This is a genomic window from Nostoc sp. (assembly GCF_036919815.1).
In the GTDB taxonomy this organism is placed as follows: Bacteria; Cyanobacteriota; Cyanobacteriia; order Cyanobacteriales; family Nostocaceae; genus Nostoc.
In genome coordinates this window covers 37419-59856 of the sequence record NZ_JBALCE010000014.1, presented here as the reverse complement: position 1 = coordinate 59856, position 22438 = coordinate 37419, and the positions used below count along the sequence as shown (strand labels likewise).

Below are 22438 nucleotides of genomic sequence, written 5' to 3'. Positions count from 1 at the left end.
TTGCAATACGCTTAAAATAAGTCTTTTTTCTCCCGCCTACCTCCTTCACTCTCATATCAGTTTTGCTTTCAGGAATAAAGCCATGATTCAAGCCTTACGCAAACTAGTTACATTCGATGAATTTGTTGCTCAATACCCAGACAACCCACAACGACGTTATGAACTACATGATGGAGTAATTGTTGAGATGGCACAACCAGTAGGCGACCATGAAGAGGTCGTTGGATTTTTAGCTACAAAAATCACTTTAGAATATAGTCGCTTAAATCTTCCTTATTTCATCCCAAAAACAGTATTCGTTAAACCACTTGAAAATGAATCAGCTTATTCACCAGATGTCCTGATACTAAATCAGCCTAATTTAGTAAACGAACCTCTATGGAAAAAAGCATCTACTGTAAGCCAAGCTGCATCTATTCCTTTAGTAGTAGAGGTAGTGAGTACTAATTGGCGTGATGATTACCACAAAAAATACGCTGACTATGTTGGGCGAAGCCCTTCCCGAAGGGTACAAATGGGAATTCCTGAATACTGGATTGTGGACTATGCCGCATTGGGCGGTAGGGAATTCATTGGTAAGCCAAAACAAGTTACTATTTTGGTTTGCTATTTGGAAGAAGGTGAGTATCTAATTAATAAATTCCGAGGTAATGACCGTATCCAATCACCAACTTTCCCAGAATTGAATTTAACCGCAGAACAAATTTTTCGCGCTGGTATGGTCCGCTAGATTCACGCTGTCTATTAAAATTACATCAGAATTCAGAATTCAGGAGTTAGGGACTGACAAATAAAAAAATACTCAACAATTTCTTGTGGGGTGGGCGATACGAGAACCCGTAGCCCAAGGCGGGCAAGACTTCCCTGCGGGACGCTACGCGAACGGCGTGAGCGCTACTTCTCTTCTTAGGCTGCGCCAACGACAACGCTACTTCGACGTCGCTCAGTACAAGTCAGTACAAGTCAGTCGAACGCTGCCCACCCCACAAGATTGGATAATTTATTTAGTTGGAAGTTCCTTAGAAGGAAATCCACGCGTAACTGTTCACGCCAACCTACATAAAATTATGTCTAATGATTAAGAAAAACGAGTATAGACAAACATGATAAAAATGCTAGCTGAAAACTTGATGGGAATTGAAGCAAGATTACAAATTAATTGGGTTTGGCTAAATGCCAGCTTACAGTTTGCTACTTGGGGACTTATTTCACTTTTACTTGCTGAGATATTCAGAGACAGCTACCATGCTTTGTGTCACCAAGTCAATTGGCTTGCTAAATGGCACAACAAGCACCATAGCGCCTATCGGCGCGATTTATCGATAGTTTCCCTGAAAGTTTATCAAGAATCCCAACTCTATCACGATATTTTAGAGTCGAGTCTACTGCTGCTGGTATTGGTAGTCATTGCCTTAATTGTCCAGCAAATGGGGTTATGGTTGGGAGTAGCTTATGCTTGCACCTTCTTATATGGCGCGTCTGTGCGGTATTTTCAGGGAAAAATTGATACAGACTACAACCACCTACCCGGTCCTTTAGAGACAATTCCATCCATTTGGTGGGTGAATCGGTCTTATCATTGGCGACATCATTTTGATGATGTCAACGCTTACTACAGTGGTGTTTTTCCCCTGGTGGATAAAATTCTTGGTACAGGACTGTCTCTCAAGGGTAAAACCGTCGCTTTAACTGGAGCATCAGGAGCGTTGGGACAAGCGTTAGCGGCTGAACTTGTCAAGAATAATGCTAAAGTCGTGGCATTAACCACTAATCCAGAAAAATTAGTCGAGCAAGTTGGGGTGAAGGTGGTTCCCTGGCAGCTAGGTAATGAAGCTAATCTGAAGGATAGTTTAGAGAAAGTAGATATTTTAATTATCAACCACGGAGTCAATGTTTACACCAGCCGCACACCAGAAGCTATCAACTCCTCCTATGAAGTGAATACCTTTTCAGCATTACGGTTGATGGATATATTTTTGACAACCGTAACCGGCCCACAAGCAAAAGCAACTAAGGAAATCTGGGTAAATACTTCTGAGGCGGAAGTTTCTCCAGCGCTGAGTCCGCTTTATGAACTCAGCAAACGAGCGCTAGGAGATATTGTTACCCTGAAGCGATTGGATGGGGATTGTGTAATTCGCAAGTTAATTCTTGGCCCCTTTAAGAGTCAACTCAATCCCTATGGAGTGATGTCTGCACAGCAAGTTGCTCATGGTATTTTATTTTTGGCACGGCGAGACTTCCGAAACATTATTGTGACGATAAATCCTCTTACCTATCTGCTGTTTCCCTTAAAGGAAACTAGTACATGGCTATACTATCGAGTTTTTAGCCGAACAGCGAAAAGCTAAAGTGCGTTATGGTACTGGTTTGGGGCTAGCGATGCCTGCGGTGGACTACGCCAGAGCACATCAGATTGTGGTAGAAAAACATCAGGGTAAAATTACTTGCCATTGCGTGTTCTAATCTATTAGTGGACTGACGAAAATCCGCCTACACAAAAGACTCAAGCCAGTTTTGGCAAGCTTTTTAAGAATAAAGGGAAAAACAAACTTATGGGACTTTTCGATCAAATTCTTGGTGCGATCGCTAATCCTAATCAACACGGCAGCTTAGGTCAACTCGGAAATATTGTTAACACTGTACAGCAGTTGAGCCAACATACTGGCGCAGACCCTTCTGCCATCCAATCAGTTTTGTCAATTGTGGGTGGTCAAGTGCGTTCTGCTTTACAAGACAAACAAGCCACAGATGGTAATGAAGCCGCCCAAACTCTAGTGAATCAATATGCTGGTACTTCACCTAACCCCCAAGCCGTCGATTCGCTGTTTTCTCCTGAGATGCAACAGCAGGTAGCTGAAGTTGCTGCCCAGCGCACTGGGTTGGATGCTGGTATAGTTCAACAATTGCTGCCTTCAGCAGTACCTTTGGTGTTGAATTTTTTACAATCAGGTGCAAATGCTCAGAATCCCCAAGCTGGCGGAAATCCTGTGCTGAATTCCTTCTTAGATGCTGACGGCGATGGTGATGTCGATATCGCTGATGCCATCCAGATGGCTAGTCGGCATATCAGATAGTAATACTTTTCCCCACTCCTGTACAGACGCGATTAATCGCGTCTCTCCAAACTCCTGTACAGACGCGATTAATCGCGTCTCTCCAAACTCCCCACTCCCCACTCCCCATATAAATCAGACAGTCTATGTCTAAATTTTTTGACTGTATTACTGAGGAACTGCAAGACTTCATTGCAGCCCAACAACTTTTCTTTGTTGGCTCTGCACCCTTGAGTCCTAAGGATCATGTTAACCTGTCTCCTAAAGGTTTAGGCTGCTTTCGCGTCCTCTCTCCCCACCGAGTAGGTTACGTAGACCTTACAGGTAGTGGTAACGAAACATCAGCCCATTTGCAAGAAAATGGGCGGATAACCTTCATGTTTTGCGCCTTTGAGGAACCCCCGTGTATCTTGCGTCTTTACGGTCAAGGAAAGACGATTTTACCGAGTTCTCCAGACTGGAACTCTTTCTACTCTCTGTTTTTACCGATGCCTGGAACTCGTCAAATTATCGTCGCTGACATTGAAAAAATACAGACTTCCTGTGGTTTTGGCGTACCACTCTATGAATATCGAGGTCAGCGCCAGACTTTAGTAAACTGGGCTAGTAAAAAAGGCGAAGAGGGAGTTCGAGAATTTCAACAGCAGAGAAATCTCGTCAGCATTGACGGTTTAGCGACACCACTGAGTAATTTACCATAATATTTGGCTCATGGATTATTTTATTCGTCCACTCACACAAGAAGATCAGCCTTTTCTTTGGCAAATGCTTTACGAAGCAGCCCATCTGGTAGAAGAAGGTAATTCGACAGTGCAGGATGCAATGAATAATCCTGATTTGGCAAAATATGTGAAAGATTGGGGAGGTAAAGATGATAGTGGCTTCGTCGCTGTTCTAAAAAGTAGTAATCAGCCAGTAGAAGCCGCATGGCTGCGTTTATTGACAGGTGAAAATAAAGGATATGGTTATGTTGATGATCGCACTCCTGAACTAGCAATAGCAATTCTTCCCCAACATAGAAATAATAGTATAGGAACGCAGTTACTCACACATTTGTTAGCAGCAACAAAAACATCTTATCCATCAATATGACTTAGTACCAGAGCGATAAATCCAGCCGTGGGTTTATATAAACGATTTGGCTGAAAAGTTCTTGCTGACAGTGAAATAATCAACCGAGTTGGTGGCATCTCTTTCAAGATGAAAATTGATTTTTAAGCTCAAAGTTCGTCGCTTCTAGGGTACGTTATGGCGTTCATCCTAACGCACCGCCTAATTGTTAAGACCTTTTGGGGTTGATGTCACCACCAATTATTACTTGGAACAAGTTCGCTAGTAAAGAGAAAAACGCCGAAACTAACACTAGCAGCATTAAACTAGCAAGGGCAGCAAACGGAGAGATGATAAATAATAGTAAGAGTGCAAGCATCAAAATCGTTAGTAATGTCTTATTCATCTTTTTTCACCTTTAATAGTTCCTATTCTCAAGCTAACCAACTGACTCATAAACTTGACCAGAGTCCATAGAAGGAATTAGTCTTATTTCTCTGGTAAGATTTTGCAACCAAAAAATTTATTTTTATCCATTAATAAATTGATTTGCTCTGTACCAACAATTATGAATTATGAATTATTCGCTCACCTGCCCTCTGTTAGATTTAACCTGTCCGCGCTTACTTTTGTAGTCTAGGCGCCTTTTTTGAGAACTGCGAGTCGGTTTAGTGGGTTTGCGTTTTCTCGTCACTACAACTGCGCTTTGAATGAGTTCTTGAAGTCGTCTCAACGCTGACTCCCGATTGTTCTCTTGGCTTCGGTGTTCTTGGGCTTTGATTACCACAACTCCTTCTTGGGTGATGCGTCGATCATTCAGCTTTAAAAGCTGTTGTTTATAATAATCTGGTAATGATGAAGCCACAATATCGAAGCGCAAGTGAATCGCGGTGGAAACCTTATTCACATTTTGGCCTCCCGCTCCTTGCGAACGAATCGCGCTAATTTCAAGATCACTCTGGGGGATAATAACTTTGTTGGAAATTTGCAGCATTACTCACAAGGGAAAACAATAACTTTTCAATTTGGGATAAAAATCCTTTACTCGGTTTGTTCGGTAAAATCTATTACTACGTCTTGGTCTTCATTGTTGTTCAAATTCACCTCTAAAGTCTGTCCTTCTATTGTCACTTTATCACCCGGTACTAGTCGCCGTCCTCGTCGAGTTTCCAGCATACCGTTTACTTGGACATCGCCACCTTGAATCATCAGCTTGGCTTGCCCTCCAGTTGGCACTATACCCATCAACTTTAAAAATTGATTTAACTTAATTGTGTTGTCTCTGATTTTCTTCATCGGAAATAAAGGTATATGTTCTTAATTGTATCGTGGCGTTATCAAGGCAAAGCCAAAACTCTTTTAAAACCTCGTTTCCAGCCAGAGGCTAAAAATGCTGCTTATTGCGATTCTACCGCGAGTCATTGAGGCTCTGCCTCCCTGAGGGACATTCCCAGTCGGAGACTGGGAACGAGACAACCAGACAACGAACCACAGAGGCGCAGAGAACACAGAGAGAAGGAAGAAATGCTTAACTGAACTCTATTGGAATAGCCCGTCGTCGCGATCGCTCTCACAAAAACTGTAATCCGAGTTTATTAATCTATAATGTTGATTGACAAAACTGCCAGATATAGGTGAACAAACTAGTCTGGAAGGTTCTTTTAGTGTGTTCAGGTGACTGGATCTATGATTAAGCTTGGTTTATTGGTACAGTCCCAGAATAACTATTTGGGTATCGGAAAAGTTACGGAAATATCTGATACCAATGCGAACGTTGAGTATTTCTGCTCCATCGGGCAACGTCTCCAAAAAACTTTACCTTTAAGTTCACTCTCTCAAGTCAAGCTTGAACCACAAGCTCGATGCTATGTCAAGTCCCAAACTCAGGATAAATGGATAATTGGTAGAATTTTCATCTGGGATGAAGATACAGAAATGTATCAAATTGATTTGCCAGACAAGAAAACTGCAATTGTTACTGAAGAAGAAATTTACGTTCGTTGCAATTTACCCAACACTGACCCGATTGAAACTCTAGCGATGAAGGGTCACGAAACGCCCTACTTTCACGACAAAAGATTGGCTTTCGTGAAATCCTTAATTCAGCAACGCGCTGTCAGTCGCGGGATGACGGGACTGATTTCGGCAAATATTAATCTTTATCCTCACCAAGTTGAAGTAGTCAGGCGGGTACTGGAAGACCCAATCCAACGCTACTTGCTAGCAGATGAGGTGGGACTCGGAAAAACCATCGAAGCGGGTGCGATTCTGCGTCAATTTCTTCTTGATGAGCCAAAAAAAGGTGCGGTGGTCATAGTTCCGCAATATTTGCTCAAACAATGGCGGACTGAGTTAGAAAACAAGTTTTACATCTCCCATTTTGGCAAACGAGTAGCGGTGCTGGCGGTTGAAGATATCCATAAAATCAACCTGAAAGCGAAGATAGGCTGCTTAATTTTAGATGAAGCCCATCACATCGCCGCAATGGCAACCTCTAAGGATGCAGCAGTGCTAAAGCGTTTTGAAACTTGCAAAAATATTGCTCATAAAAGCGATCGCTTACTTTTATTATCCGCTACTCCTGTTCTCAATCATGAGCAAGATTTTCTGGCAATGTTGCACTTGCTCGACCCTACAACCTATAAACTTGATGATTTAGCAGGTTTTCGCGCCAAAGTTGATAGCCGTCAGGAAATTGGTAAACTTTTGCTTTCTTTTAAAGAAGATGCCAAGCCTCTAGTTCTCAAAAACAACTTGCAGCAATTGCGAAATCTGTTTGCTGAAGATAAGTATTTACTGAAGCTGGCGGATGATTTAGAAAGTGGTTTACAAGCAAATTCTAGCAACCAAGAGCAAATCGTCCAAGCGATTCGTGTCCACGTTAGCGATACCTATCGACTACACCGCCGAATGCTTCGCAACCGTCGCGCTGCTGTGGAAGATGTGATCTTTGACCGTAATTTTACGCCGAAAGAAGAGTATGATTTAGACGAGCGATCGCTTGATATCCACGAACTGAGCAATCAATGGCGTAGTGTCGCTCCCCATGAAAAGCAATATCAGCGAATTTTTCTGCTGTTATTTCTAGCTTCTGGTACTTGGTTAGGCATTTTAGAGCAGGTAATTGCCGCCCGTTTAACTGGTAAACCTGATTCTAAACTGATCCAGGAGTTTAAAGAAGATGATCTTCGCCTATTAACTACAACCCCGAAATTCTCAGGGGAAGAAGAGATTCTGCAATCCTTACTAAAAGTTATTCGTCAACCTCAAGAGGACGGAGAACGCAGGGAAAATTTGAAAACAGTGCTGCTGAATCAGCTAGGTACTTACTTCAAAATTCCTGCAAACGTTCGGAAGAATCAAAAGGAATTCCTAACGAGAATACAGCAGAGAATCAAGAGACCAATTACTGGCGATATTCTGCCCAAATTTATTGTATTTACCAGTTTTGGGCAAACTTGTGGCGAAATTGTCCGTTATTTGTCTGATACTTTTGGTGCAGAGACAGTAGCCAGCCATCAATTTGGGGAACCAGCAGATAAGGTTGAGGAAGGCTTAAATAGGTTCAAGAATAATCCCAACTGCTTTATTTTAGTATGCGATCGCTCTGGAGAAGAAGGGCGTAACCTCCAGTTTGCCGACTGGTTAATTCATTTTGACCTTCCTTGGTCGCCTAATCAATTAGAGCAGAGAATTGGCAGACTTGACCGCATTGGCAGCAAAATTGGCATCCAATCCTGTGCCTTGATTGGCCCCTATATGGAAGATAGCCCTCACAATGCTTGGTATAAAGTATTGAAAGATGGGTTTGGTATTTTCCAACAATCAATTGCAAGTCTCCAATTTTATGTGGATGAGAAACTTGCAGAATTAGAAACAGCTTTGTTTGAATCAAGTGCGGCTGGATTGTTAGAGATGATTCAGCCAATTCAAGAGCAAATTGAAGCGGAAATAGTGAAAATTAGCGAACAAAATACTCTCGATGAAATTGACGCTAACGATGAAATTGCAACCCAGTATTTTCAAGATTTAGATAATTACGATGCTCGTCATTTAGAAATTAAGCGAGCAATTGAAGGCTGGATTTGTGACGCGCTAGGATTCAGAGGACAAAATAACCCAGATTCATCAGAGATGCGACGTTATCAACCAACAACGCGTACTTTGGTTCCCATAAATGACTTAAAGAACCGTTTTGCTGAGAGTTCTTTAGACCAATTTGGTACTTATAATCGCCGGGTAGCAAATCAGAATTCTGGGATTAAACTCTTTCGGATTGGGGAAGGATTTGTAGAAGCACTCTTGAACTATATAAACTGGGATGACCGAGGTGAAGCCTTTGCAATGTGGCGCACTGATGCATCTTGGGATGCGAAAGAAGGGAAGGAGTGGTTTGGTTTCCAATGCAATTATGTAGTCGAAACAAATTTAAAAAATGTCAAACAAGTTTTAACCGATTACAAACTAGATAATTCTCAATTCAAAAACTTGCAGCGACGTGTTGATGCTCTATTTCCGCCAATTATAGAAACTATCTATGTTGATGGTCGCAACGAGCAAATACGTGTTGTTGAGGATAAAGCGCTCTTAAGTATTCTGCAACGCTCATATAAAGATAAAAACAATAATCAAGGAAGAGATTACAATCTGGCAAAAGAGCGCTTAGGAATTATTGACGATTTTGTTGATCCTAGTAAATGGCAAAATTTTTGTTATCAAATGCGTAACACTTCTTCAGAATTACTTTCCAATCGTCCCGATTTCATTGACTTGTGCCAAAGTTCTGCTAACGTTGCCGAAAAGAAATTAGACAATCGAGTAGAACAATTACGCCTACGTCTAAACCAGCAAAGTTGGGATGATGCATTAGCGGAAGAATTGAAGATAGAAACTGCTTTAAATGCAGCCATTCTAGAGGGAATTCGCCAGCCGCTTCTGAGGCTTGATTCGGTCGGTTTTATTGTTGTATCGGGGCGATCGCTTATGCAATTTGAGTGATATTATCTGCGGATAATTTCTTCTGCCCTTGGCGATGTGTCAGCGATCGCCAGGGTTTAGAATAGATTTGTAATAGTGTGAAGCAGTCGCTTCAGAATGCTTATGCTAATCCAGTTTCGGTTTCATCCTGAGAAAGCCGTTGAAGCCGCAGCACTACTCTTAAAGTTGCACGGTAAGCCGATGAAGTATTTAGGCTTACTTAAGATGCTTTACATAGCTGACCGTGTGGCATTGAAACGCATGGAACAACCGATTACTGGCGATCGTTATAGCAGTTCTCAGTTGAGTGAAATACAGACCTAACCCCCAGCCCCTTCCCTACAAGGGAAGGGGAGTAAGATTCAAAGCCTCTCTCCTTAAAGGAGAGAGGTCAAAGTGTATTGCATCCAAACTAAAACCGCCGTAAGATGTCATAGATCACAGTTATATATAGAGCAATACAGTTCAGTTAAGTTATTTCTTCCTTCTCTTCCTTCTCTTCCTTCTCTACGAGACGCTACGCGAATGCGTCCTTCTCTTCTCTACGAGAGGCTGCGCCAACGAGACGCTGCGCGAATGCGTCCTTTGCGGTTTGTTAAAAAATTGACTTTGATAAAAAGTTAAGCCTTAACCGAACCGTATTGATATATATAGAGCGCGTAATGCTGGGAAACTGAGATAAAATTAATTATATTTTTGACTTTACCTGAAAAATAAGTAAGTATTAACACTAGTGATCCTGAAACGAAGTGATTATAGTGAAAGTCGAAAATGAAACGTTCAAATCGCCTTGCTTGGATGTCCGCGATCGCACTAGCAGCGATCGTTTTACTTAGTTTGATCGCGGCTCCTAATAATACTAAACTTAACACTGGCTCTACCTATAACCGCGCCTCCGATGGCTATGGTGCTTGGTATGCTTTTATGCAACAGCAGGGAATTTCTATCAAGCGCTGGCAAAAGCCTTTTAGTGAGATTCAGCCAGAGAACAGCCCAGTTACCATCCTACAGGTAGGCGGCTATCCAAGGGAGAGGATACTGGATAGTCAAGAGCGTGAATGGGTAGAAAAAGGGAATACTTTGGTAATTTTGGGTGTGGGGGCGCGGGTTACAGAAGCGGAGTTTAGCACCATGCAGAAATCTCCCCAAGGTGATATAAAAATTGATACACGTAGACGAGATCAGAAAGCTAACTCCAAGCAAGTTGATTTAGGCGATCGCTTTGGTGCTATTGTCTGGGAAGAAAATTACAAACAAGGAAAGGTGATTTTTTCCACCACTCCTTATTTAGCCGCTAACGCCTACCAAGATTATTTAAGTAATTTCAAGTATCTAGCCAATTTGGTTACTGAAAAAGGTAACACAATATTTGTCGATGAATACATCCACGGCTATAAAGATGCTGATGTCAGGAAGAAAGAAAGCGAAGGAGATTTATCTAGTTTTTTTGCTAAAACTCCTTTATTTCCTATATTGGTGCAAGTAGCTATCCTGCTATTGCTGCTAACTTGGGGACAGAATCGCCGTTTTGGTAAGCCAGTAGCTTTAAATACACCAGTTGTAAATAACAGCGAGGCATACATCCAAGCTTTAGCAGGAGTGTTGCAGAAAGCTGATACCGCCGACTTTGTTGTACAGATGGTGGGTAAACAAGAACAACTACAACTCCAAAAAGCTTTGGGATTAGGGCAAGTACTTTTAGAACCTCAAGCCTTGATCAACTTCTGGATAGAAAAAACAGGCGCAAGTGCAGCAGAACTAGATGCAGTTTTAAAGCTACAATCTCGCAAACAACCCATCAGTGAACGAGACCTGTTAAGCTGGTTGGGGAAATGGCGAAACATTAGGGAAATTCATAATTCATAATGACGCTCTCTACGAGACGCTGCGCGTAGCTTGTCCTCCGCAGGAGTACGCGGACTCGCTAACGCTGCGCTAACATAATTCATAATTAATTTTTGGAATTAGGCATAATATTTGTAGGTTGGTTATTTAGGGACTTCTAAATAAAAAAAATATCCCAAAACCGACGCAAAAATCTCCTCTATTTCTCCTCTCTCTGTGTTCTCTGCGTCTCTGTGGTTCGTTTATTTCTTAGAAATCTCTTTGTAATTATCCATAATATTTCTGCGTTAGTTATTTATCAATAAAAAAATATGAGCGAAACCCATCCTATCTTAATTCGCCTTGGTCAAAGTCTTAATCAAGTAGTTGTCGGACAATCTAGCCTAATACAACAAGTCTTAGTAGCACTGCTAGCGGGTGGACACGTAATTTTAGAAGGAGTACCGGGAACTGGTAAAACCCTTCTAGTAAAAGTGTTGGCGCAATTAATCCAAGGGGAGTTTCGCCGGATTCAACTAACACCAGATGTCTTACCTTCAGATATTACTGGTACAAATATTTTTGACTTGAATAGCCGCAATTTCACTTTGAAAAAAGGGCCAATATTTACTGAAGTGCTGCTAGCGGACGAAATCAACCGTACTCCTCCCAAAACCCAAGCGGCGCTACTGGAAGCGATGGAAGAGATGCAGGTAACGCTGGATGGTGAAAGTTTACCCTTACCAGATTTATTTTGGGTGATTGCAACCCAAAATCCCCTGGAATTTGAGGGGACTTATCCCTTACCAGAGGCGCAGTTAGACAGATTTTTATTTAAGCTAGTGGTAGATTACCCCGATCAAGCCGCCGAAAAGCAAATGTTGCTCAATCGTCAGGCGGGTTTTGCAGCACGGCGTTTGGATATTAGCCGTTTGAAACCAATCGCAACAGTAGCGGAGATTTTGCAAGCACGACAAGCAGTCAAAGAGGTTAAAGTATCAGAAGCGATCGTTGATTATTTGTTGGCGTTGGTGAGAACATCGCGTCAACATCCCGATTTAACTTTGGGTGCATCGCCTCGCGCCGCCGGTGCTTGGTTGCAGACATCTCAAGCCCTAGCGTGGTTAACTGCGAGAGATTTTGTCACGCCAGATGATGTTAAAGCAGTTGCAGCGCCACTGCTACGTCATCGTCTCATTTTGAAACCAGAAGCGATGCTGGATGGTTTACAAATGGATGCGGTAATTACGTCGGTAATTAATCAAGTAGCAGTTCCCAGGTGAAAAAATTCGTCAGGCTATATGGGCATTTGGAAAGTAGCCGCAAAAGGAAGCTGAAACTAACTGCGTCTACAAGTTATAAAGTATGTGTAGATCAAACAGCGAGTATGTTGAGAAAAAATTTGTATGACAAGCTCTCAAGAAACCCTAACTAGTGACGAATCCATTAATGAGCTAATCGCCGAGAGGACAAGCATCAACCATGTGGAGGTAATTGAAAATGTCATTGACTCTTTGGAACAAGACGACAGTGCAATGGTTAGCCACACTCCAGAAGGTGGTCATCTCTGGAAGTTTAAGTACGGAAGTGTGCAAGTATTTGTCAAACTCAACGGGACAACCGATGAAGACACCATAACAGTTTGGTCTGAGGTGCTAAATTTACCTGCTAAAGATGAACCCAGATTGCTGCGTTATCTGTTGGAGTTGAACTGCTCTAGCACTTTTGAAGCGCGTTTTGGTATTGTTGAAAACCGAGTGGTTGTGATATCAACACGCACCTTAGCGGAGTTATCTCCTGGCGAAGTGTCTCGGCTGATTACCATTGTGGCAACGATCGCTGATAATAACGATGAAGCTTTACAATCGGAATTTGGTGCAGCTTGACTAATCGCTTCGCTTCAGTTAGGAGTTATGAGTGCGGATTTATAAGTATGTCAGTTGTATAAACTTTTTAACTCCTAACTCCTGTACAGACGCGATTAATCGCGTCTCTAACCTGTACAGACGCGATTAATCGCGTCTCTCCTAACTCTTGAATTCTAAAGTGTGGCGACTAATTCCTTTGCTAGAGGCGGGTGGCGATGTGCAGATGGCGATTGACCGATGGTTACTAGAACAGCACCAGTCTGGAAAGCATCCGCCAACTTTGCGCTTTTATACTTGGTCGCCACCTGCCATTTCTCTCGGCTATCATCAACGCCAATACCCTGAATATTGGCAACATTTAACTTGGCAAGGGCAAAAACTGGATTTAGTGCGGCGTCCTAGCGGTGGACGGGCGGTGCTACATCAAGGTGATTTAACTTACGCTGTAGTCACATCTGGACTAGTGGGTAGTCGCCTCCAGGTGTACGAAAAAATTTGTGAGTTTTTGATTCAAGGCTGGCGATCGCTTGGCGTACAATTACATTACGGTACGGCTGGGCGAGGTTACATCTACAACCCTAATTGTTTTGGCACCGCTACCAGTGCAGATTTAGTTTTGCCAGATGGTGGTAAACTCATTGGTAGCGCTCAACTGCGACGTAATGGGGCAATTTTGCAACATGGTTCAATCCGTTTGCAACCCGATGCTGAACTGTTCAATCAAGTATTTGGTGCAGAATCTTTTACGGATGTACAACTGCCTCAAAATCTGAGTGTAGAAAAGATTATTGCAGCTTTAGTTTCCGCAGCTAGTAATTGTTTTGATATGCAAATAGAGTTACAACCCCTCTCGCAATCTGAGTGGGAGGAAATTTTGGGACATCAGCCCTGAATATTGAGGGTAGAAGTCTCTTTTAGATACCCTGCTGTCACACAATCATCAATCAATTGTAGAACAAAAGGCCAGAGTTCCGGCGCACCTGTTTCTACTGGCGCTACCCGTTTGATAACCTGCTCGCGCCTAATGCCATGAATGCGCCAAGTTCCGCCCTGAGTTTGCTGGTTATGCAGCAAGGGTTGTATACGGTCTAGGGCTGCGGCAAACTTGGCAGTAGGTGTTTCTCCGGCTTCAAACTCATCCCAAAGTAAACGCAACTCGCGACCTTGATCTGCTGGCAAAAGTCCAAATAAGCGCAACGCTGCTTGTGCTTCTCGTTCTGCCTTGCTGTGATTACCCTGCACATCATAACAGAAAGTGTCACCGGCATCAATTTCGACCAAATCGTGAATTAGCAGCATTTTGATCGCATGGAATATATCAACACCATCTGGGGCATATTCTGCTAATGCGATCGCCATTACCCCTAAATGCCAAGAGTGTTCGGCACTATTTTCGCGGCGTGATCCATCAATAAGAAGGGTTTGGCGCATCACCTGTTTCAATTGATCAATCTCAATGATGAACTGAATTTGTTGAGTCAGTCGGTTGATTTGCACCTGAATTTCTAGTTTTGATTGTGGGTAGGCTTAACTGGATTTTGGACTGTAGGTGATTATCTCAAAAATTCCAGCGAATCTGCAAGTACTTTTTTCTGCATACCAATTAAAAAGCGTCTGGGAGTGTTGCCGTGTTTCCACCCCAAACGCTTTTTATTTTTAACTTGCTCCTCACACAAATAAATAGTATCACTGCTTCTATCAAAAGGCGAGTATAGTAAGTGACACTTTCAGAACTGCACCACCAATTTATACTTATATATGCAAATTAAAAAAATGCCTGGGAGTGTTGCCGTGTTTCCACCCCAGGCATTTCTTATTCTCAACTTGCTCCTCACACACAAATAAACACTATCACTACTTCTATCAAATGGCAAGTATATTGAGTAATACTTTCAAAACTGCACAACCAATCCAAATTCTGACAAATTAAAAAGCGCTTGGGAGTGTTGCCGTGTTTCCACCCCAGGCGCTCTTTATTCTTAACTTGCTCCTCACACACGACTATAATTTATCACTACATCTATCAAAGGGCAAGTATATTGAGTGACACTTTCAAAACTGCACACCTTACAGAAAAGAATTTTAGTGTAAAAAATGACGTACACCAGTTAAGACCATCACCAAACCCAGTTCATTCGCAGCTTTGATTGAATCTTTATCGCGCAAACTTCCCCCTGGTTGGACAATGGCTGTAATTCCTGCTGCTGCGGCTGTTCTGACTGAATCATCGAAGGGGAAAAATCCATCGCTGGCGAGAATTGCGCTTTTGGCTTTTTCTCCAGCTTGTTCTAGGGCAATTTTAACTGAGCCGACGCGGTTCATTTGACCAGCACCTACTCCTAGTGTAGTGCGATCGCTTGTCACAACAATGGCATTAGATTTAACGTGTTTGCAAACTTTCCAAGCAAACAGCAATTCGGCTAATTCGCTGTCGGTGGGTTGACGTTCGGTGACTACTTGCCATTGACTGGCGTCAGCAATCACGTCATCGCTAGCTTGGACGAGGAAACCACCTGCGATCGCTTTGACTGTATCCTTAGAACCAATACTTAAATCTGGTAAAATCAAAACTCGCACATTAGATTTTTTGCCAAGGATTTCTTCAGCTTCTGGATCACAACTTGGTGCAACCACACATTCTAAAAATGTTTTGGTTAACTCGCTAGCTGTAGCAGCATCAATTGGGCGGTTGAGTGCGACAATACCACCAAAAGCCGAAACAGAGTCAGCGTTGAAAGCTTTTTGATACGCTTCGGAAATACTGCTTCCCAATGCCGTACCACAGGGATTTGTATGTTTGATAATCGTTACGGCTGGGGTATCGAATTCAGCAATAATTCGGCGTGCGGCTTCTAAATCAACTAAGTTATTGTAACTAAGTTCTTTGCCTTGCAGTATTGTCGCGGCTGTCCATCCCGTTGGAGTAGTACCAGTTTGATACCAGGTGGCGGGTTGATGGGGATTCTCGCCGTAACGCAGAGATTGCAATTGTGTACCGCTAAGGGTGTACTGCTGTATTCCTGCGAGATAAGAGGCGATCGCTTGATCATAGCTAGCAGTGTGCGAAAATCCTTTTAATGCTGCCTTCTGGCGAAACTCTAGGGATGCTTCGCCGTTATTTTGGCGCAATTCCTCCAAATACTCGTCATACTGTGCTGGATCGCATAATACAGCGAGATGGGCGAAGTTTTTCGATGATGCCCGTAGCATAGCAGGGCCACCGATATCAATTTGTTCAACAGCTTGGGATAATGTTACGCCTGGTTTAGCGATCGTTTCTTCAAAAGGATATAGATTTACCACTACTAAATCAATCGGGCGAATTTGGTTATTTTCTAAATCTGTAATATCTTGGGGAACATCTCGCCGCGCCAAAATCCCGCCATGAATTCGCGGATGCAGGGTTTTGACTCGACCACCTAAAATTTCTGGTGAACCTGTATAATCTGCAACCTTTGTAACAGCGAGTCCCGCATCTTTGAGGGCTTGGGCTGTTCCCCCACTGCTGATTAAATCAAAGTCAAATTCTTCCACCAAGCTACGGGCTAGGTCAATTAAACCATTTTTGTTAGATACACTCAGCAGGGCTAGACGCGCCATTGATCAATTCCTTAAAACTAGGCCAGAAGCGAAGGATCTCAAGTTTTACATAAGCCTTGGTTAACTTCAAGACCATGAGGAATAATATTGACTCGTGTAATTTAACGTGAGTTCGACAAGTTTTATTTGACCTCTCCCCCAGCCCCTCTCCGACGCGGAGAGGGGAGCAAAAAGCTGAATTTTTCGTTGCTCGTCCCTTTCCGTTTCGGAGAGGTTCATCGAACTCACGTTAATTTATATGCTTATATCCCCGAGAGTCAGCTTGGATACAACTATCAATCACTGTCGAAAATGCTGGAAATAAGGACTAACTAGGCTTAGTCTCTAATATTAGCGATCGCCTAAACTAAAAGTAAGCATCTTTTACCCACATAACATCTATGGTTCAGTCTTCTAATCAACGCCTAACCCTAGAAGAATTTCTCGCACTTCCCGAAGGAGATATTACATACGAGTTTGTTAATGGCGAAGCTGTACCCAAATATAAAAATAATGAAATGTCACCAAAGTTTTTTCATGGCTCGACTACTGGTGCTTTATTTATACTATTGTCTACATGGGCACAAGCAAAGGGTCGAGTTGTGATTGAATGGGCAATTAAACTAACACGAAATCAAGAAGATTGGATGCCTATAGCCGATCTGACCTATATTTCTCATAACCGTCTTCCTGCTGATTGGCTATTAGACGAAGCTTGTCCTGTCGCACCTGAATTAGTCATCGAAATCATTTCACCTGGTCAAACTTTTGGTGAAATTGCCGAAAAAGCGACTGATTATCTGAAAGCTGGTGTTTCTCGTGTTTGGGTGGTTGATACAAAAGCTAGAACTGTAACTGTATTTGCGCTATCTTCGTTACCGATTACTTATCGATCTCATCAAATAATTACTGATGATTTACTACCAGAATTGGAAATTACCCCTCACGCAATCTTTCAACGGGCTGGATTAAATCCCTAAAATTTCATTAGGAATCAGAAGAATCTAAGAGGTTATCCAACGTTAAATTAATACCAAAACAGGGAAATACTTAAACATCATGACAACTGCAATTAGCACAAAGCACACCCTAGTCATCATCGAGAAGGTAATACTAAAAACAATTCAGATTGCCTATCATCAGTTTGATTAAACCTGTTCACCCCTTTTATCACTGTTTAGATCACATTGATGAATGATCGTCTGGGTATCTTCCTATTTCAGGAGTAATAGGCTGAACTGGTTGCGGAGGTTGATATGGAAAGCGGCTGGGAAGACGAACTTCGGGCGCTTCTGCTTCTGGAATCGACAAACCATAAGCGACAGTAAAGCGATGAAAATAACGAGGTTCAATGCCACTCATATCAAAATTCCCCTTCGGGAATGGAAGCTCTTTTACTTGATATGGAGGTATGTCTGCATGCTGATGATTACAAGCGGAGTAGGTAGATTGAATCGTGTCCTGGTAATATTGAGATTCTCTACCTCCTCCTCCCAGAAAAATGGTTAAACTAGAAGAATGCTGGAAATATTCTCTGTTCTTTTCTTTGCTAGTCATTATTACTTGAGCAACTTGACAGTGAATTAAACTTTGAGCCAAAATTAGATGAAGTAATTTCTCTGTTTGGTGCGGCACACTGGTCTGTAAAGTTTTTTCAATAGCTCTTTCTGTAACCTTAAATTTATTAGCTATAAAATCACCTTGTATTGTAGAGTGTGAATTAGCAAGACGTTCGGATATAGCTTGTATTTCTTGTAATATTTTTTGACTATTATGAATAATATCATGTTCAATTTGTACTTTTGAACCTATAACTTGATTATTTACCCATTTTGCTAAAGCATTAACGCCAAGCGCCTCCACTGTTCCCGAATAAAAATCTACTTTTGGCATATCATTGGTATCTCGCCAGAACTGGAAAGAAGCGCCTTCTATAGTACCGCTACCTATATCAAAAAAGATGTATAAGCCTGGTTCTGCTTGTCGGGAAACAGTGTAAGAGTAAACTCCAGCAGCTATTTCTGGAATAGCAAAACAAGGTATTTGACCATAAGAAATATTTTGTTTTAATTGCCTTATTCGTTCTTTAAGTTCTTGAAAGTATAAAGGTAAAGGTTCATTAGATTCACTAAGTAACCAAGCCAGACATAAAACTTTTTGAAAACGCTCTATTGCACGCGAATCAATGTATTTTACAGGAACTCCTATATTTGCACTCCAATTAATTTTTTGATTTTTTACTAAATCAGCGTTATTTTTGTAAACCCACTGTTTCGCTTTTATAATTACACTGCTGAGATGATAAGCACAAATATTTTCTAAATTTTCATTACTATTCAAATCAATTCCTTGAAAATTCGGTAATAAATCCGAAGGATATTGATTTCCTTCTTCACGCAAGTCAATATTAGCTAGCCGCATTTTAATGTAATCAATGACCACTGACATTGACTGTGTTTGTCCTTGCCATTCAGATTGAGTAAGTCCTGCCAACAAGGTTCCATCGCAACATATACCAAGCTGAGTTGGAATTAGTGCTTCATTCAATGAAGGGCTACCATTAGTAAATGTAACAACCCAAGACTGGTCAATCCCAGTATCTCGGACACAAACTTTGGTAAACTGAGTGCCAAAATCAATACCTAAGTTTAAATCTAATGTCGCAGTAGCCATGTCCTATCCCTGATTCAGAAAAGGTAGATATTCGAAACTCACTTGGTGTGAGATAATGTACCTTTTATAACCAAAAAGTTATTTAAAATCTAAGGGTGGTTTACCGTAATTTCAGGTTAGGCTATTACGAAGCTAGTCCGAATTTACTTAGCTAGATAGAGCATAAACTACTATTTACTACAACCTTGCAAATCTGTTTTACTCAATAAATATTATACCTGCTGCTAATGCAGGATTACAAGTAGTTATTTGGCGCTTTAGCTCTATATTTTTAAGTGCAATATTCAGGTCTTGTTGAGCTTTTTTAATCCGACCTTCATCAGCACGAATAATAGTTAGTTTACCTTCAGCTATAAATCTTTTAATCCGTTCTTCATATTCTTCTTTCTTCCGTTTAACATAAGCTCTTGCACTGCTTTCTTGTACGTTGCATCTATCTGTATTTTCAGCCTCAAACTCAGCCTCAGCATCAGCAAAAGCCTCTTGTAAAAGCTCCTCACATTTATCATAATTATTCAATACTTGCTCAAGTTCAACTAAGTTATTGGCATTCGGTCTTTGTTGACCACACAGTGCAGTTTGATTCACCAGTGCTTCTGCAACTTCATCTGGTAGTGAGTTACTATCACCTAATTTCACAACTTTATAAGCAAGACGGTTTTCCTTCCGCAGTCCCGACAACTCCCAGCGATGAATTACATATACATAAATACCAGATTCGACTCCAACCTCTTGATTACTTATCCTGCAAGCTGAGACTGTTTGAAGATTTTGAGCGCCTTCTTCACTACGTGATTCTGGCTCATATTTTTGTCGTATCCATTGAATTAAAGGATGAGTAGGATCGAGCAATTCATGATTGAACTTACCGATAGCCCCAGCAATTTTTGGATCAAAAAAGCAAGAAACAGCTTGATTATATAGTCGAGTTGGAGTTGAAAAACGGCGCTGGGTACAAAACATTTTCAAATCAACTTTGGCTTCATCCGAAAGTTTGATATCAAATAGACCCTGTTGATTGCGAGCTGGTGTAATAACTGTACCCGGATATTGCAATTTAAAAAAGTCTTCTACAAAAGCTTTGAGTTCTTCAGGTCGTAACCATCTTCCTTGTCTACGACTTGTATTAATATGACTCAAAATGTAATCAGAGAAAGCAACTAAATTTATTGCTTCATTTTCTAACTTTCTCTGTTGTTGTAATTCGTTGGCGATAGCAGTAATAGTTTGTTCCGCTTGTAATATTAGCTCCTTTTCATTCAATTTGGGATTTAAAAACTCAAATATTAAAGCTTCTGTTTTTTCGCCCAGAATTTCTTCTAAATCACCAATACTTTCTTCAAATATTTTTATACGGCTGTAAAGTTTTTCGAGTATATACTCTTCTATTGTATCTTTCAAGCTAAAATTAATAATAGAAATTTTATTAGCTTTTTGACCCAAACGGTCTAATCTGCCTATACGCTGCTCAACTCGCATGGGGTTCCAAGGCAAATCATAGTTAATAACAAATCGACAAAATTGTAGGTCTATACCTTCGCTACCAACTTCAGAAGAAAGTAAAAGTGAGCAGGTATTATTATTTTGAAACTCTGCAAGTATTACCTGTTTGTCTTGCCTATCCATACCACCGATAATTAGACAGTTATTAATTTCATCTGCTGTTAAACGTTTTTGCAAATATGTTAACGTGCCACGATAGAAGGCAAACAGAACAAATTTTTCTTGTGGCTTATTACGAAGCTCACGTTGGAGAAATGTAATTAACTGTTTGTATTTGGTATCATTTTTCTGAAAATTATCAATAAATATTTGAAACTCAGAATCATCTTCAGGAATAGGGCAATTAGATGTAGCTCTTTTAATATTTGTTCCTAGATTATTAAAAATAGTTGTTGATTCATTATTTAACTCATAACCAAATAGCTCATAGAGTAATTCATCATCATCACCAGCTAAAAAATCGTGAATAACACCATTCTTTTTCCAAGCTTTTAAAGCCGCTACCATACAACTTGTCATCTGGCGCTGACGAGCCAATAATCTGAAAATATCAAACTTTTGCTTACCTATAGATTCAAAGCGAATTTTGTTAGTGATATAGTCATAAACTTGTTTTTCTTGTAAGGTGAATTCTACTTGTAATGTCTGTGCAGTTCGTTTAACTCGTTTTTCCATAACCTCTCTCTTTCGGCTACGGGTCATAAATTGACCAAATAGTGACGAACTTTCTAAGAATTGAGCTAGTCTTACTTGATTTGCTGGCTCAATAGTATTAGAGTTAGCCAATTCTTCACTGACTTGTTTAATCCTCAAACTTTTTGAAAAGTAGTAAGACTGTCTAGCTTTTTCAACAGATTGTTGGGTGGCACTTATGTCAGGTGGATTTTTCCAAATCATTCGTAGAGCTTCTACTACTGGCTTATTAGCTTCTAACATCCTTTCAAAAGTTGATGGATCAAAAAAGTCTTCTGGACTGATAAGTTTAAGTAGTTGATAAAGGTTATTGCTGCGGATTTGTATTGGAGTCGCAGTCAGTAAAACTAAATGTCTAGAAGCATCACGTAAAAGTTCCGCAAGTTTATTGTTTGCTGTTTCTGGATTACGTAAATAATGGGCTTCATCTATAATCACTAAATCAAAAATACTGAATTCTGTATTAGCTTGATTATCATAAAGTAATCGTGCTAATTCTGCTCGCGTACCTTTAATGTCTTCATCCCACTTTTTTATTCGTAATCCTTCTAAGCTTGTTATGTAAATGAAAGGCTGAGAATTACCTCTTTGTAAAATTGATTGTGTCGCTTCTAATAAGTCTTTAGCATCAATAATTTTAGCATCAAAATTAAAACGTTTTTTTAGATCAGTGAGCCACTTATCCCGTAACATAGCGGGACAAACAATTAACAGACGACGAGCATCTTCCCGTGCCTGTAATTCTTTCCAAATATACATTGATTCAATAGTTTTACCAAGCCCAACTTCATCTGCAATTAATAAACGACCGACGGGAGAATCTAAAAATTTTAACACAGGCTTAAATTGATAGGCATAAAAGTCCGTATTACTCGACTCCATACTATAAAAAATATTAGTCAAATGTCCTTTAACTTTTTCAAACGTCAAAATCCGCCGCAAATCATCGGGATTACCAAAACGTCCTGCTTCCAGTAAGTCTCTAATTTCTTCTGGCTCTCCACATGGTTCTAATTGGTCGTATGACTTATATGTCTTTTCATTAGGGCCAAAGTTAACAAGGACTAATAACCTACCCGCAGATTCTTTTGTTTGTCCTGTAGTAACTCCCCGTTTGCCAGGGTTTCTACGTAGTCGAACTTGTTGATTGGGAGTTGTCGGGTTCCAAGTTTGTTCAGTCATTTCAGTCCTCTTTGTATGTTCTCCCAATATCCA

Annotated in this window: 20 protein-coding genes; 13 read left to right on the top strand and 7 right to left on the bottom strand. The window is 41.0% G+C overall.

What is annotated here, in order from left to right; all coding sequences use genetic code 11:
* Positions 1–82 precede the first annotated feature (82 nt).
* The 6 genes from V7K15_RS04780 to V7K15_RS04755 all read left to right on the top strand — a co-directional run bounded on the left by V7K15_RS04780 (position 83) and on the right by V7K15_RS04755 (position 4148).
* The gene (locus tag V7K15_RS04780) at positions 83–730 is read left to right on the top strand and encodes a Uma2 family endonuclease (RefSeq protein ID WP_334903475.1); all 648 of its coding nucleotides are present in this window, start codon (positions 83–85) and stop codon (positions 728–730) included.
* Positions 731–815: 85 nt separating this feature from the next.
* A complete protein-coding gene (locus tag V7K15_RS04775) occupies positions 816–1082 on the top strand; it encodes a hypothetical protein (protein ID WP_334903473.1) in 267 nt (88 codons plus the stop codon).
* A 21-nt stretch (positions 1083–1103) separates the two neighbouring features.
* Positions 1104–2351, top strand: coding sequence for a bifunctional sterol desaturase/short chain dehydrogenase (locus V7K15_RS04770; protein WP_334903471.1), 1248 nt, complete (start codon positions 1104–1106; stop codon positions 2349–2351).
* Between the two features lie 204 nt (positions 2352–2555).
* Positions 2556–3077 (top strand): DUF937 domain-containing protein, encoded by a 522-nt coding sequence (locus V7K15_RS04765; RefSeq protein ID WP_334903470.1) that lies wholly within the window; start codon positions 2556–2558, stop codon positions 3075–3077.
* Between the two features lie 125 nt (positions 3078–3202).
* Positions 3203–3757, top strand: coding sequence for a pyridoxamine 5'-phosphate oxidase family protein (locus V7K15_RS04760; protein ID WP_334903468.1), 555 nt, complete (start codon positions 3203–3205; stop codon positions 3755–3757).
* Between the two features lie 10 nt (positions 3758–3767).
* Entirely contained in the window at positions 3768–4148 is a 381-nt protein-coding gene (locus V7K15_RS04755; RefSeq protein ID WP_334903467.1) for a GNAT family N-acetyltransferase, read from the top strand.
* Between the two features lie 187 nt (positions 4149–4335).
* On the opposite strand, the gene V7K15_RS04750 is transcribed toward V7K15_RS04755, so the two are convergent.
* The 3 genes from V7K15_RS04750 to V7K15_RS04740 form a co-directional block, all read right to left on the bottom strand.
* Complete coding sequence (locus V7K15_RS04750; RefSeq protein ID WP_334903465.1) at positions 4336–4512, bottom strand: hypothetical protein; 177 nt, start codon at positions 4510–4512, stop codon at positions 4336–4338.
* A 174-nt stretch (positions 4513–4686) separates the two neighbouring features.
* Positions 4687–5100 (bottom strand): alternative ribosome rescue aminoacyl-tRNA hydrolase ArfB, encoded by a 414-nt coding sequence (arfB, locus tag V7K15_RS04745; protein WP_334903464.1) that lies wholly within the window; start codon positions 5098–5100, stop codon positions 4687–4689.
* A 47-nt stretch (positions 5101–5147) separates the two neighbouring features.
* Positions 5148–5402, bottom strand: coding sequence for an RNA-binding S4 domain-containing protein (locus V7K15_RS04740; protein WP_292828745.1), 255 nt, complete (start codon positions 5400–5402; stop codon positions 5148–5150).
* 390 nt (positions 5403–5792) lie between these two features.
* On the opposite strand from V7K15_RS04740, the gene dpdE reads away from it, so the two are divergent.
* From dpdE to V7K15_RS04710, 6 genes are all read left to right on the top strand, one after another.
* Positions 5793–9104, top strand: a complete 3312-nt coding sequence (gene dpdE, locus V7K15_RS04735; protein ID WP_334903463.1) for a protein DpdE — start codon at positions 5793–5795, stop codon at positions 9102–9104.
* A 96-nt stretch (positions 9105–9200) separates the two neighbouring features.
* Positions 9201–9407, top strand: coding sequence for a type II toxin-antitoxin system antitoxin SocA domain-containing protein (locus V7K15_RS04730; protein ID WP_334903461.1), 207 nt, complete (start codon positions 9201–9203; stop codon positions 9405–9407).
* A 447-nt stretch (positions 9408–9854) separates the two neighbouring features.
* Positions 9855–10949 carry a DUF4350 domain-containing protein gene (locus V7K15_RS04725; RefSeq protein WP_334903459.1) on the top strand — a complete coding sequence of 365 codons (1095 nt, stop codon included), beginning with the start codon at positions 9855–9857 and terminating at the stop codon, positions 10947–10949.
* A 290-nt stretch (positions 10950–11239) separates the two neighbouring features.
* Positions 11240–12190 carry an AAA family ATPase gene (locus tag V7K15_RS04720; protein ID WP_334903457.1) on the top strand — a complete coding sequence of 317 codons (951 nt, stop codon included), beginning with the start codon at positions 11240–11242 and terminating at the stop codon, positions 12188–12190.
* 123 nt (positions 12191–12313) lie between these two features.
* Positions 12314–12793 (top strand): YbjN domain-containing protein, encoded by a 480-nt coding sequence (locus V7K15_RS04715; protein ID WP_334903456.1) that lies wholly within the window; start codon positions 12314–12316, stop codon positions 12791–12793.
* Positions 12794–12998: 205 nt separating this feature from the next.
* Positions 12999–13667 carry a lipoate--protein ligase family protein gene (locus V7K15_RS04710; protein WP_334903585.1) on the top strand — a complete coding sequence of 223 codons (669 nt, stop codon included), beginning with the start codon at positions 12999–13001 and terminating at the stop codon, positions 13665–13667.
* On the opposite strand, the gene V7K15_RS04705 is transcribed toward V7K15_RS04710, so the two are convergent.
* Both V7K15_RS04705 and purH read right to left on the bottom strand, forming a co-directional pair.
* Positions 13658–14272: an HD domain-containing protein gene (locus V7K15_RS04705; protein ID WP_334903455.1), complete on the bottom strand. Its 615-nt coding sequence runs from the start codon at positions 14270–14272 to the stop codon at positions 13658–13660. The genes V7K15_RS04710 and V7K15_RS04705 overlap by 10 nt on opposite strands.
* A 585-nt stretch (positions 14273–14857) precedes the next feature.
* Entirely contained in the window at positions 14858–16375 is a 1518-nt protein-coding gene (gene purH, locus V7K15_RS04700; RefSeq protein WP_334903454.1) for a bifunctional phosphoribosylaminoimidazolecarboxamide formyltransferase/IMP cyclohydrolase, read from the bottom strand.
* Positions 16376–16755: 380 nt separating this feature from the next.
* Between purH and V7K15_RS04695 the strand changes: the two genes are divergently transcribed.
* Positions 16756–17334: a Uma2 family endonuclease gene (locus V7K15_RS04695; RefSeq protein WP_334903452.1), complete on the top strand. Its 579-nt coding sequence runs from the start codon at positions 16756–16758 to the stop codon at positions 17332–17334.
* 202 nt (positions 17335–17536) lie between these two features.
* Here the strand turns inward: V7K15_RS04695 and V7K15_RS04690 are convergent, their stop codons facing one another.
* Positions 17537–19027 carry a hypothetical protein gene (locus tag V7K15_RS04690; RefSeq protein WP_334903451.1) on the bottom strand — a complete coding sequence of 497 codons (1491 nt, stop codon included), beginning with the start codon at positions 19025–19027 and terminating at the stop codon, positions 17537–17539.
* Between the two features lie 198 nt (positions 19028–19225).
* Positions 19226–22405 carry an SNF2-related protein gene (locus tag V7K15_RS04685; protein ID WP_334903450.1) on the bottom strand — a complete coding sequence of 1060 codons (3180 nt, stop codon included), beginning with the start codon at positions 22403–22405 and terminating at the stop codon, positions 19226–19228.
* Positions 22406–22438 lie beyond the last annotated feature (33 nt).

Coding starts and splice junctions, on each gene's coding strand:
- V7K15_RS04715 (WP_334903456.1), top strand. CDS start 12,314: ATGACAAGCTCTCAAGAAACCCTAACTAGTGACGAATCCATTAATGAG.
- V7K15_RS04690 (WP_334903451.1), bottom strand. CDS start 19,027: ATGGCTACTGCGACATTAGATTTAAACTTAGGTATTGATTTTGGCACT.
- V7K15_RS04720 (WP_334903457.1), top strand. CDS start 11,240: ATGAGCGAAACCCATCCTATCTTAATTCGCCTTGGTCAAAGTCTTAAT.
- arfB (WP_334903464.1), bottom strand. CDS start 5,100: ATGCTGCAAATTTCCAACAAAGTTATTATCCCCCAGAGTGATCTTGAA.
- V7K15_RS04730 (WP_334903461.1), top strand. CDS start 9,201: ATGCTTATGCTAATCCAGTTTCGGTTTCATCCTGAGAAAGCCGTTGAA.
- V7K15_RS04740 (WP_292828745.1), bottom strand. CDS start 5,402: ATGAAGAAAATCAGAGACAACACAATTAAGTTAAATCAATTTTTAAAG.
- dpdE (WP_334903463.1), top strand. CDS start 5,793: ATGATTAAGCTTGGTTTATTGGTACAGTCCCAGAATAACTATTTGGGT.
- purH (WP_334903454.1), bottom strand. CDS start 16,375: ATGGCGCGTCTAGCCCTGCTGAGTGTATCTAACAAAAATGGTTTAATT.
- V7K15_RS04725 (WP_334903459.1), top strand. CDS start 9,855: ATGAAACGTTCAAATCGCCTTGCTTGGATGTCCGCGATCGCACTAGCA.
- V7K15_RS04695 (WP_334903452.1), top strand. CDS start 16,756: ATGGTTCAGTCTTCTAATCAACGCCTAACCCTAGAAGAATTTCTCGCA.
- V7K15_RS04765 (WP_334903470.1), top strand. CDS start 2,556: ATGGGACTTTTCGATCAAATTCTTGGTGCGATCGCTAATCCTAATCAA.
- V7K15_RS04710 (WP_334903585.1), top strand. CDS start 12,999: ATGGCGATTGACCGATGGTTACTAGAACAGCACCAGTCTGGAAAGCAT.
- V7K15_RS04750 (WP_334903465.1), bottom strand. CDS start 4,512: ATGAATAAGACATTACTAACGATTTTGATGCTTGCACTCTTACTATTA.
- V7K15_RS04780 (WP_334903475.1), top strand. CDS start 83: ATGATTCAAGCCTTACGCAAACTAGTTACATTCGATGAATTTGTTGCT.
- V7K15_RS04770 (WP_334903471.1), top strand. CDS start 1,104: ATGATAAAAATGCTAGCTGAAAACTTGATGGGAATTGAAGCAAGATTA.
- V7K15_RS04685 (WP_334903450.1), bottom strand. CDS start 22,405: ATGACTGAACAAACTTGGAACCCGACAACTCCCAATCAACAAGTTCGA.
- V7K15_RS04760 (WP_334903468.1), top strand. CDS start 3,203: ATGTCTAAATTTTTTGACTGTATTACTGAGGAACTGCAAGACTTCATT.
- V7K15_RS04755 (WP_334903467.1), top strand. CDS start 3,768: ATGGATTATTTTATTCGTCCACTCACACAAGAAGATCAGCCTTTTCTT.